We start from the raw sequence: 10,263 nt of genomic DNA on the forward strand, positions 1-10,263 counted from the left end.
CCGGGAACCGGTGATCACTCCGCACTGCCATCTACCGATCCCTTCGAGGTGATCCACTTCCATGAGCGAGACAACCACTCGATCTCCCGCCGCACCCGCGGTGTCCTGGCGGCCGTCCGCGATACAACTGGGGCTCTCACGGGCGGCCTTCGAGACCAAGCTGTTCTTCCGCGAGCGGGACGCGGTCATCTTCACCTTCTCCTTCCCGATCATCCTGCTGGCGATCTTCGGGTCGATCTTCGCGGGCGATCTGGAGGGGACGGGACTCAACGTCTCCCAGCTTTACGTGGCCGGGCTGATCGGCTCCGCGGCGATGACGGGCTTCCAGAATCTCGGCATCGACATCGCGATGGACCGCGACAACGGCACGCTCAAGCGGCTGGTGGGCACGCCGCTGCCACGCAGCTCCTATTTCGTCGGCAAGGCGCTCAACACTCTGTTCCTGTCCTTCTGCCAGGTGGTGATCCTCCTGGCCATCGGGGTGCTGGCATTCGGCCTGAAGCTTCCCTCCGAGGTCTCGACCTGGGTGACCTTCGTCTGGGTCTTCGTGCTCGGTGTGCTCGCCTCGGCGCTGCTCGGCGTCGCGATCAGCAGCCTGCCCCGCTCGGGCAAGAGCGCCACCGCGGTGATCACGCTCCCGTTCGTGGTGCTGCAGTTCGTCTCCGGGGTGTACATCCCCATCGGCCAGCTTCCCGGCTGGCTGGTGAACATCTCCTCGGTGTTCCCGCTGAAGTGGATGTGCCAGGGGTTCCGCTCGGTCTTCCTCGGTGACGCGGGCGCCACACTTGAGATCACGAAGTCGTACGAACTGGACCGGGTCGCCCTGGTCCTGGGAGCCTGGGTCGTCGGAGGACTGGTGCTGTGCCTGCTGACGTTCCGGTGGAAGAGCCGTCGCGACGGATGATCCCCGAAAACCGGCCCGGCCGGGCCGAGGACCCGGCTGGGCAGCATGTGTGGGAGTCGCTGGCGGTCTGGGAGATCCTGCTGGTCGTGGCGATCCTCCTGCCCGCCGTGTTCATCGTGTTCCACGACATCTCCGTGCCCGAGAAGGCCGTCGCGGCCGGTTGCCTGGTCGCCGTCCTGCCGCTCTACCTGCTGTTCGGCCGTCCGGCGATCGTGGCGGAGAACCGGCGGCGCGGGACGGTCTACATCGTGCTGTTGATCGTGCTGTTCGCCTGCTCCGCCTCCATCTCCTCGACCGCGACGTTCGCCCTGTTCGGGCTGTGCCCGCAGTGCTTCATGGTCTATCCGACCAAGGGCGCCATGATCCCGGTGATCGTGCTGAGCGTGGCCCACATCCCACGCCACCTGTTCCCCGGGGGCGGCCCCGACGGGTTCGAGTTCCTGACGGTCACCGTGATCGCGATCCTGTTCTCCGCGGTCTTCGGCCTGTGGATGGATCGCGTCGCCGCGCAGAGCATGGACCGGGCCGACCTCATCAGGGAGCTGGTCGACAGCCGGGCCGAGGTGTCCAGGCTGTCGGCCGAGCGGGGGGCGATGGCCGAGCGGGAACGGCTCGCCGGGGAGATCCACGACACCCTCGCCCAGGGCTTCACCAGCATCATCATGCTGCTCCAGGCCGCGCAGGCGCAGCCGGACCCGGGGCGTCACCTGGGGCTGGCCGTACAGACGGCGCGTGAGAACCTGGCCGAGGCCCGCGCGCTGGTGGCCGCGCTCAGTCCGGCCCCGCTGGACGGCTCGACCCTGGACGAGGCACTCGTACGGCTGGCCGACCGCCTCGGCGAGGAGACGGGGATCGCGGTGGCGTTCGCCGTCCACGGCGAGTCGCGCGCGCTGCAACCCGCCGTCGAGGTGGTGCTCATCCGCGCCGCCCAGGAGGCCCTGGCGAACGTGCGCAAGCACGCCGCCGCGGAACGGGTGGACATCTCGGCGGCCTACGGGCCGGGGAGGGTCGCGCTGGAGGTCCGCGACGACGGCGTGGGCTTCGGGCCGTCCGCCGCCGAGGGGTACGGTCTGCGTGGTATGCGCAGCCGGGTCGAGCAGGTCGGTGGCTCCCTGCGGGTGCGCAGCTCACGGGGGGCCGGGACCACGCTCACCGTCGAGGTCGCGGGATGAGCGCGGGAGACGTGCCCTCCCCGGGGGAGCCGGTCTCCGTGGCCCCGGGGGAAAGGCCCTTCTCTGCCTCGGACGCGGAGCCGCAGGCGGTCCCCGTCTCGGGGGAACGGCACGCCTACCACCGCATGAACGGCTGGGAGCGGCTGTATCTCCTTGATTTCGTGGTCTCCGTCGCCTTCGCCGCCTTCGACGACACGCTCACCCCCGTGTGGAAGGTCATCGTGCTGCTCCTGCTGAGCGGCTGCGCGATGGCCTACGTGTTCCTGGGCAGGCGCATTCCGGGCGAGGCCTACGGCACGACCAGGGGCCGGGTCTACATCGTGCTGTCGATCGTGCTCTTCACCCCGGCCTCCACCCTCTGCCCGCCCACCCGGTTCCTGCTGTTCGCCTTCGGACCGCAGTACTACATGTTGCTGCCGAAGAGACACGCGATGATCGCGGCCGTGGCGCTGAACCTGCTTCCCGCGCTGTACCTGCCCCTCCTGCCGCGTGAGGAGGACCTGATCGCCTTCCCCATCGCCACGGTCCTCTCGCTGGCCTCGACCCTGGTCTTCGGGCCGTGGATCCAGGACGTCGTCGAGCAGAGCAGGGGACGCGCGTCGCTCATCGAGGAGCTGGAACGCAGCCGCGCCGAGGTCGCCAGGCTCTCGGTCGAGCGGGGGGTCGTGACCGAGCGGGAGCGGCTCGCCGGGGAGATCCACGACACCCTCGCCCAGGGCTTCACCAGCATCATCATGCTGCTCCAGCAGCCTGACGAGCGGCGGATCGAGCTGGCCGTGCAGACGGCGCGTGAGAACCTGGCCGAGGCCCGCGCGCTGGTCACCGCGCTGAGCCCGGCGCCGCTTTCCGGTGCCACGCTGGAGGAGGCGCTGAGGCGGATGGTCTCGCGGTTCGGTGAGGAACTCGCCGTGACCGCCGCGTTCGAGGTGCTGGGCGAGTCCAGGCCGACCCGGACCAGGGCCGAGGTCGTCCTGCTTCGCGCGGCGCAGGAGGCGCTGGCGAACGTCCGCAAGCACGCCGGTGCCACAGCCGTCACGGTGACGCTGGAGTACGTTCCCCTGGCGACCCGGCTGGCCGTCCTCGACGACGGCGTCGGCTTCGGGCCGTCCGCTGCCGAGGGGTACGGTCTGCACGGCATGCGAGCCCGGGTCGAGCAGGTCGGCGGCTCCCTGTCCCTGACCAGCCCCATCGGCGGAGGCACCCTCCTGGAGGTCGTCGTCCCCACGCACGGATCCTGCTCTTCTCCCGCCGACGTCGTCCCCACCCACGACCCCTGCCCCTCTCCCGCCGACGTCGTCCCCACGCGCGAGCCCGGCACCCCCCATGCCGACGTCGTCCCGGCACGCGGGCCCGGCGATCCCCCTGCCCGACGAGGAGTGTGACGAGTGCTGCGTCTGATGATCGTTGATGACCATCCCGTGGTCCGTGAGGGCCTGCGAGGCATGCTGGAGGCGGCCTCCGGGATGACCGTGGTCGGCGAGGCCGCTTCGGGGGATGAGGCGGTCGTGCGGGCCAGGGAGCTGCGGCCCGACGTGATCCTGATGGATCTCCGCATGCCGAACGGCGACGGGGTGAGCGCCACCTCCCGCATCCTCGCCGACCGGCCGGAGAGCCGGGTGGTCGTGCTGACCACCTACGAGACGGACCAGGACATCGTGCGGGCGGTCGAGGCGGGGGCGGCCGGATACCTGTTGAAGGACACCTCGATGGCCGACCTGCTGGCCGCGATCACCTCGGCCGCGCGAGGGGAGACCGTGCTGTCGCCGTCAGTCGCGACCCGGCTGGTCACCAGGATGCGGGCACCGGTGGCCGAGTCGCTGTCGCCCCGTGAGGCCGAGGTACTCGCCCTGGTGGCCAAGGGGCTGACCAACGCCGAGATCGGCAGGGCCCTGTTCATCAGCGAGACCACGGTGAAGACCCATCTGCTGCGCATCTTCGGCAAGCTGGGCGTCTCCGACCGCACCGCCGCCGTCACCACGGCCCTGGACCGGGGGCTCCTCGTCCGGTGAGGACGAATTCACCGGGCGAGGGATGATCCACCGCCGCGAGATGGTTCCCCTTTCGGTGGAGGTCGTCGCGGACGCGCCGCTTCCGTCCGGCCCGCCGCGCCGCGCCCTCGGGCACGGGTGACTTGACTGGCCAGTCAGGCTCGTGACCTTCTTGCATGGAAGACTCAAGCGATAGAACACTTACTCTTCCACAAAAAGGATCTTGCACCCATAATGGTGGATTCTGGGGGCCAGGACCATGAGGTGGAAGTGATAAAACGAATATTTGTCAACCCCGCACCAGGGCGGGAGACTTGACATGAATGGCCGATCGTACCGAGGAATGTCAGCCGAGGAGCGTCTTGCGGAACGCAGGGAACGCCTGATCGCCGCAGCGTACACCCTCTACTCCGACCCCGGTTTCCCAGAGACCACGATCGAGAAGCTGTGCGCCGCGGCGCGCATCTCCAACCGCGCGTTCTACGAGTGCTTCTCCGGACGCAACGAGCTCATGCAGGCACTGCACGACAGGTGTGTGCAGGAGACACTGGCCTCGGTGGCGAAGGCCGTCGAACAGGCCCCCGACACGCTGTTCAGCAGGGTCGAGGCAGGCCTCGCGGGTTACATCACCTTTGTCACCGAGGACAGACGACGTGCCCGGATCATGCACCTGGAGGTGCGCAGGGCGGGCGACTGCCTCACCACGTCACGGCAGAAGGCGGTGAAGGCCTTCACCAAGATCATAGAAGCCAACATCTTCGATCTGCCGGACACCATAGAGGCCAACCGGCACCTGCTCTCGCTGGGCTTGATCGGCGCCATCCAGGAACTGCTCATCGAGTGGGTACTGGCCGAGGATCCGCCCCAGGTCGACAGCCTGATCAGCACGGCCGTGCACATTTTCCACCGGTCGTTCGTGCTGTGACCCCTCGCCGACCCCTCGCCCGGCCTCCCTCGCGGGCGCGCCCGCGGACATCGGACCGCGGGCCACGGCGCGCGGCCGGCGGCCGGGCAGGCCGGGTCAGGCCACCGCGACCATGGACAACTCGACGATGAGCACCCGGTTGAGCCGGGTCACCGCCAGCACCCGCATGACGCGGGGCGGCACCCCCCGCAGGACGAGACGGCGTCCCGCGGCCAGCGCGCGGCGGTGTGTGCCGACCAGCATGCCGAGGCCGGTGGCGTCGATCATCTCAAGCTCGGAGAGATCCACGATCAGATCGCCGTCACCGGAGTCGACGGCGCCGTGCAGCCTCGGGCGCACTCCGGCCACGGTGCCGACGTCGAGGCGGTTGCCCACGCCCACCACCTGCGCTTCTGGGTTCCCAGTGGCGCGCATGCCTCCTCCTCAGATCGGGTCGCGACGTGGTCACGACCGGACACGGTCACGGTGCGTCATCGTGCGTCACCGAGACCGTCGGCCACATGACGCGGTCACGCAACGTCACGGCGCGAAGAGAGCCGCTGGCTCCGCGGGCTTACGGAGCCGGACTTTCTGTCACCGTGAGGTCCCCTTGCCCCCTCCAAAAAGAAAAATGCTGTTCACAACCAACCTTTTTCCTGGGCCACACGGATCGCGGTGATCCGGTTGGTCGCGCCGAGCTTGGTGATCGCGCTGGACAGGTAGTTGCGCACGGTTCCCTCCGTGAGGTGCAGCGACGTCGCGATCTCACCGACGGTCGCCCCCTTCGAGGCCAGGGAGAGGGCTCCGCGTTCACGCTCGGTGAGCGGGCTCTCCCCCGCCATCATCGCCGAGGCCGCCATCTCCGGGTCGAGGTAACGGCCGCCGGAGTTGACCTTGCGGATCGCCGCCGCCAGCTCGTCGGCCGAGGCGTCCTTGGGGACGAAACCCCGCACCCCCGCCGCGAGTGCCCGCCGCAGATAGCCGGGACGCCCGAAACTGGTCAGCATCAGCACCGCGTGACCGGGCAGCGTCTCGGCCACGCTCAGCCCGTCCATCCCCGGCATCTCGATGTCCAGGACGACCACGTCGGGCCCGTGCTCCCGTACGGCAGCCGCGACCAGGTCCCCCCTGGCCACCTCGGCGACCACCTCGATGTCCGGCTCCAGGCCCAGCAGCGTGGCGATCGCCCTGCGGATCAGATGTTCGTCGTCGGCCAGCAGGACCCGGATCATCGTGCTCCCTCCAGCGGGACCGTGGCCCGCAACCTGAACTCGCCCGCGCCGCCCGTCCCCGCGCCCGCGGTGAGGACGCCTCCCGCGGCCGTCACCCGCTCGGAAAGCCCGGCCAGGCCGGTGCCACCGCGCCCGTGTGCCCGTGCGACGCCGTCGTTGGTCATCTCCAGCACGGCCGTGCCTTCGCGCAGGACGATCGCGATCCGGCAGCCGGTCGCCGAGCTGTGCCTGAGCACGTTGGTCGTGCCCTCGCGGACCACCCAGGCGAGCAGCGTGGCCAGCTCCTCCGGGATCCGCTCCCCGGGAACCTCCAGCGTGCAGCGGATGCCGCCCGCCTCGAGCACCGCGACCATGCTGCGCAGCTCGGCGTCGAGATCGACCGTGCGATAGCCGCGCACCGCCGTACGGATCTCCTTGAGCGCCTCGCGCGCCAGCCCGCGCACCTCGTCCATCTCCGCGGCGGCCCGTTCGGCGTCGATGCCCGACAGTTTGACGGCCACCTCGCTCTTGACCGCGATCGCGGAGAGGCTGTGCCCGACCAGGTCGTGCAGGTCGCGGGAGAAACGGAGCCGCTCCTCGGTGACGGCCAGCCTGGCCCTGGCCTCCTTGACCTCCTCCGCCGATCTGGCCACCTTCCAGAACCAGAGCTGGAAGCGGTTCGCCCACGGAAGGAACATGGCCATCAGGAGATAGCTGACGATCGGGAAACGGGGATCGTCGGTCGGCTCGAAGGTTCCGCTGGGGACGAGGACCAGGGCGACGGCGGCCGCGGCGACGGACACGGCGATCGCCCCCCTCCTGCTCAGCAGCAGGGCGACTCCGGACGACCAGGCGATGGCCAGGAGCCCGAGGGACCACAGCTCGCCGTCCAGGACCAGCATCAGGACCAGCACGACCACGCCCGACACGACGACCTCGCGGTCCGCCCTGGCTCCGGCGACGGAGGCCCTGACCATCCGTACGTACAGGACGCTGAAGACCGTCACGCCCACCAGGTCGAGGATCGCCAGGGGGATCGAGACCCGCCACTCGCTGCCGAATAGCCTCATGAAGGCGCCGACCCAGGCGAAGAAAACGCCGACGAGCAGGGACAGGACGGTCGACCTGCGGAGCCGTTCGACCGTCGAGCCCCTCCCCCGCCACCACAGGAGGCCCTGGAGGAGACTCCCCTCCGGCTGGGGATCTCCCTCCAGGAATGGATCCGAGGAGGCGGCAGGCCCGCCGGCCACCGGGGACGGCTCGGTCATCCGGGGGAACCAGGACGCGCGGCGCAGGCGCCCGGACACGGTGGAGAACGCGGAGAAGACGGAACGCGCGGGGCGTCCCGTCTCCTCCGTTTCGCTGTTTGTCTGCATCTCGCGGTAGACGTTATCCGTGCCGGGGTTCCCACCGGAACAGCCACCTGGCCAGCAGGGCCGTCACCGCGATCCAGGCGAGCAGGATCCCGATCGAGGGCAGCGCCCCCGTCCACTGCTCGATCACGCCCAGCGCCTTGGCGCTGCCGGAGTAGTGGTCGGCGCCGAGGAAGGCGCTGCGCATGATCTTCACGACCGGGGTCACCGGGAGCAGGTCGGAGATCGCCCCCAGCGGCCCGGGCAGCGTGCTCGTGGGGAAGGCGACCGGGGCGCCGATCAGCATGACCAGGATCACCGGAAGCACCGTGATCTGGGCCGTCTCCGCGTTCGGCGTGATCCCGGAGAAGGCGGCGGCGAGCAGGCCGAACACCGCGACCCCCAGAACCGCCGCGAGCACCATCAGCGGCACGTTGACCGGAAGCAGCCCCTCGGTGCGCTGGATCCAAACCCCCAGCAGCACTACCTGCCCGAGGAAGAGCGCGAGCGCACCGAGGGCGCTCCCGGCGAGGACCGCTGTCGCAGACGGCTGGCCCCCACGCAGCCGCTTGAGCACCAGTTCCTCACGCCGGGCGGTCAAGGAGTTGACCAGGTTGATGAAGACCGCGAACCCCAGCATCAGGCCGGGCACCCCGGTCAGCACGAAGACATGCGCGGGCACCCCCTCGATGTTCGCGTCCGTCTGGGTCTGGGTGAACAGCCAGGCCATCAGCAGGGGCATCAGCAGCACGGTGAACAGCGTCGTGGTGTTCCTGGCCACCAGGGTCAGGTCGAGCCTCGCCAGCCGTACGGCGTGCAGGACATCGGTTCTCATGATCGGTCGTCGCTCCCCGGCCGCCGCGCGGCCTGTCGTTCCCCGCGGATCGCTCCGCCCCTGATTTCGGACCCGTTGCGCCGCTCGGCGCCGGATCCGTCCCGCCCCGTGCCGTCCCCGCGGCTCACGGTGCTTCCCCGAGCACCCGCATGAAGGCGTCCTCCAGGGTTCCCCTCCGTACGGTCAGCCGCTCCAGGATCTCGCCGCGGCTCTCCGCCCAGGCCAGCAGCGGCCCGAGGGCCGCGTGGGCGCGGATCTCCGCCCGTTCGCCCGTCAGGGTGTAGGCGACCTCGGTGCCGTCGCCCGCGTAGGTGAGCACGGGGGCCGCGCCGTCCAGGAACGGAAGCTCGTCGTAGGAACGCGACCCGCCGCCCAGCCGGAAGGAGATGAGGTCGCCGGAGCCCGCCACGACCTCGTCGACCGTGCCGTAGGTGTGGATCTGCCCCTCGTGCATGATGGCCAGCCGGTCGGCGAGGCGCTCGGCCTCCTCCAGGTAGTGCGTGGTGAGCAGCACGGTCGTGCCCCGGTCCCGCAGGTCCTCGATCACCTTCCACGTCGTACGGCGGGCCTCCGGGTCCATACCGGTGGTCGGCTCGTCCAGGAAGAGCAGCTCGGGCGCGGCCATCACGGCGAGGGTGAGGTCGAGCCTGCGCTTCTGGCCACCGGACAGCTGCTTGACCTTGACCCTCGCCTTGCTCTCGAGGCCGACCAGCTCAAGCGCCCCCATGGTGCGGCGGTCCGCCCCCTTCGTCCAGCCCGTGAAGGTGAGGCGCGAGGGCAGCTCGGTGCCGGACAGGGTCACGGGACGACCCGCGTCCTCGCTCAGCCCCCGCCACAGGTCGACCGTCTCGGCCACGGTGAGGTCCCCGAAGAAACCGCCCTCCTGCAGCATGATCCCCACACGGGGCCGCAGCTCGCGGCGCTGCCCGACCGGGTCGAGGCCGAGCACCCTGACGGTCCCGTCGGTCGCGGGCGTGAAGCCCTCCAGCACCTCCATCGTGGTGGTCTTGCCCGCGCCGTTCGTGCCGAGCAGGGCGAAGATCTCGCCCTTTCCGACCGTGAAGGAGACGCCGCGCACGGCCTCGAAGTCACCGTACTTCTGCCGGAGCCCGCCGACCTCGATCACGTTCTCGAGGCCGACGGCTCCGGTGTCCGCCGTGTCCGCGGACTGTGGGGTTCTCATGGCGATAATCGTGCTCTTCCTGACTTTTGCCAGGTAGTCGCCGATATCACCGGCCAGGTACGGATATGTCAGCTGGATGAGATGACAAATGTCAGCTTGGTCGGGGCGGCAGCACGGGGCGGCGGCGGGAAGGACGCGTCGCGGGGTCGGGCGGGGTCGCGGCGGGCCGCTCCTCCAGGGCGGCCAGCGCCAGCCGTACCGCCTCCTCGATCTGCGGGTCGCGCCCCTGGGCCCAGTCCTGCGGGGTGATGTCCACCTCGACGTCGGGGTCGACGCCGTAGTTCTCAACCCCCCAGCCGAGCCCGTCGAACCAGAACGAGTATCTCGGCACGGTGATGTGCGTTCCGTCGACCAGCCGGTGGTCGCCCTCGGTGCCGATGACGCCTCCCCAGGTCCGGGTGCCGACCACGGGTCCGAGCTTGTAGACCTGGAAGGCGGCGGTGACGATGTCGCCGTCCGATCCGGCGTTGTGGTCGGCGACCGCGACCAGCGGGCCGCGTGGGGCGTCCTCGGGGTAGGTGATCGGGTTCAGCCCCCTCGGCAGGTCCCAGGCGATGACCTTGCGGATCAGCCTCTCGATGATGAGCTCGGAGGTGTGGCCGCCCCGGTTGCCCCGGACGTCCACGACCAGTGCCTCCAGGGTCATCTCCCTGCGCAGGTCGCGGTGGAACTGCGCCCAGCCCTCCGCGACCATGTCCGGGACGTGCAGATAGC

Annotated in this window: 11 protein-coding genes; 5 read left to right on the forward strand and 6 right to left on the reverse strand. The window is 69.8% G+C overall.

Features of this window, described 5'->3' with window-relative positions; genetic code table 11:
• The first annotated feature begins 61 nt into the window (after positions 1 to 61).
• The 5 genes from AB0395_RS36070 (at position 62) to AB0395_RS36090 (ending at position 4,989) form a co-directional block, all read left to right on the forward strand.
• Positions 62 to 904, forward strand: a complete 843-nt coding sequence (locus AB0395_RS36070; protein WP_366288754.1) for an ABC transporter permease — start codon at positions 62 to 64, stop codon at positions 902 to 904.
• Complete coding sequence (locus AB0395_RS36075; RefSeq protein ID WP_366288756.1) at positions 901 to 2,076, forward strand: sensor histidine kinase; 1,176 nt, start codon at positions 901 to 903, stop codon at positions 2,074 to 2,076. The genes AB0395_RS36070 and AB0395_RS36075 overlap by 4 nt, the downstream gene beginning before the upstream one ends.
• The gene (locus AB0395_RS36080; RefSeq protein ID WP_366288758.1) at positions 2,073 to 3,458 is read left to right on the forward strand and encodes a sensor histidine kinase; all 1,386 of its coding nucleotides are present in this window, start codon (positions 2,073 to 2,075) and stop codon (positions 3,456 to 3,458) included. The genes AB0395_RS36075 and AB0395_RS36080 overlap by 4 nt, the downstream gene beginning before the upstream one ends.
• A gap of 3 nt (positions 3,459 to 3,461) precedes the next feature.
• A complete protein-coding gene (locus tag AB0395_RS36085) occupies positions 3,462 to 4,085 on the forward strand; it encodes a response regulator transcription factor (RefSeq protein WP_366288760.1) in 624 nt (207 codons plus the stop codon).
• A gap of 322 nt (positions 4,086 to 4,407) precedes the next feature.
• Positions 4,408 to 4,989, forward strand: coding sequence for a TetR/AcrR family transcriptional regulator (locus AB0395_RS36090; protein WP_366288762.1), 582 nt, complete (start codon positions 4,408 to 4,410; stop codon positions 4,987 to 4,989).
• 96 nt (positions 4,990 to 5,085) lie between these two features.
• Here the strand turns inward: AB0395_RS36090 and AB0395_RS36095 are convergent, their stop codons facing one another.
• From AB0395_RS36095 to AB0395_RS36120, 6 genes are all read right to left on the reverse strand, one after another.
• Entirely contained in the window at positions 5,086 to 5,403 is a 318-nt protein-coding gene (locus tag AB0395_RS36095; protein ID WP_366288764.1) for an STAS domain-containing protein, read from the reverse strand.
• Between the two features lie 203 nt (positions 5,404 to 5,606).
• Complete coding sequence (locus tag AB0395_RS36100) at positions 5,607 to 6,200, reverse strand: response regulator transcription factor (RefSeq protein WP_366288766.1); 594 nt, start codon at positions 6,198 to 6,200, stop codon at positions 5,607 to 5,609.
• A complete protein-coding gene (locus tag AB0395_RS36105; RefSeq protein ID WP_366288768.1) occupies positions 6,197 to 7,555 on the reverse strand; it encodes a sensor histidine kinase in 1,359 nt (452 codons plus the stop codon). The genes AB0395_RS36100 and AB0395_RS36105 overlap by 4 nt, the downstream gene beginning before the upstream one ends.
• Before the next feature lie 13 nt (positions 7,556 to 7,568).
• Positions 7,569 to 8,366 carry an ABC transporter permease gene (locus AB0395_RS36110; RefSeq protein ID WP_366288770.1) on the reverse strand — a complete coding sequence of 266 codons (798 nt, stop codon included), beginning with the start codon at positions 8,364 to 8,366 and terminating at the stop codon, positions 7,569 to 7,571.
• A gap of 124 nt (positions 8,367 to 8,490) precedes the next feature.
• Complete coding sequence (locus AB0395_RS36115; RefSeq protein ID WP_366288772.1) at positions 8,491 to 9,549, reverse strand: ABC transporter ATP-binding protein; 1,059 nt, start codon at positions 9,547 to 9,549, stop codon at positions 8,491 to 8,493.
• Positions 9,550 to 9,640: 91 nt separating this feature from the next.
• Positions 9,641 to 10,263: S41 family peptidase (locus tag AB0395_RS36120; protein WP_366288774.1), on the reverse strand; the 623-nt coding region annotated here is incomplete at its 5' end.

This window comes from Streptosporangium sp. NPDC051023 (assembly GCF_040689595.1).
GTDB lineage: Bacteria > Actinomycetota > Actinomycetes > Streptosporangiales > Streptosporangiaceae > Streptosporangium.

Bases quoted from the DNA above. Each gene is read 5' to 3' on its own strand.
- AB0395_RS36115 (WP_366288772.1), bottom strand. From the start codon at position 9,549: ATGAGAACCCCACAGTCCGCGGACACGGCGGACACCGGAGCCGTCGGC.
- AB0395_RS36105 (WP_366288768.1), bottom strand. From the start codon at position 7,555: ATGCAGACAAACAGCGAAACGGAGGAGACGGGACGCCCCGCGCGTTCC.
- AB0395_RS36070 (WP_366288754.1), top strand. From the start codon at position 62: ATGAGCGAGACAACCACTCGATCTCCCGCCGCACCCGCGGTGTCCTGG.
- AB0395_RS36075 (WP_366288756.1), top strand. From the start codon at position 901: ATGATCCCCGAAAACCGGCCCGGCCGGGCCGAGGACCCGGCTGGGCAG.
- AB0395_RS36095 (WP_366288764.1), bottom strand. From the start codon at position 5,403: ATGCGCGCCACTGGGAACCCAGAAGCGCAGGTGGTGGGCGTGGGCAAC.
- AB0395_RS36080 (WP_366288758.1), top strand. From the start codon at position 2,073: ATGAGCGCGGGAGACGTGCCCTCCCCGGGGGAGCCGGTCTCCGTGGCC.
- AB0395_RS36110 (WP_366288770.1), bottom strand. From the start codon at position 8,366: ATGAGAACCGATGTCCTGCACGCCGTACGGCTGGCGAGGCTCGACCTG.
- AB0395_RS36090 (WP_366288762.1), top strand. From the start codon at position 4,408: ATGTCAGCCGAGGAGCGTCTTGCGGAACGCAGGGAACGCCTGATCGCC.
- AB0395_RS36100 (WP_366288766.1), bottom strand. From the start codon at position 6,200: ATGATCCGGGTCCTGCTGGCCGACGACGAACATCTGATCCGCAGGGCG.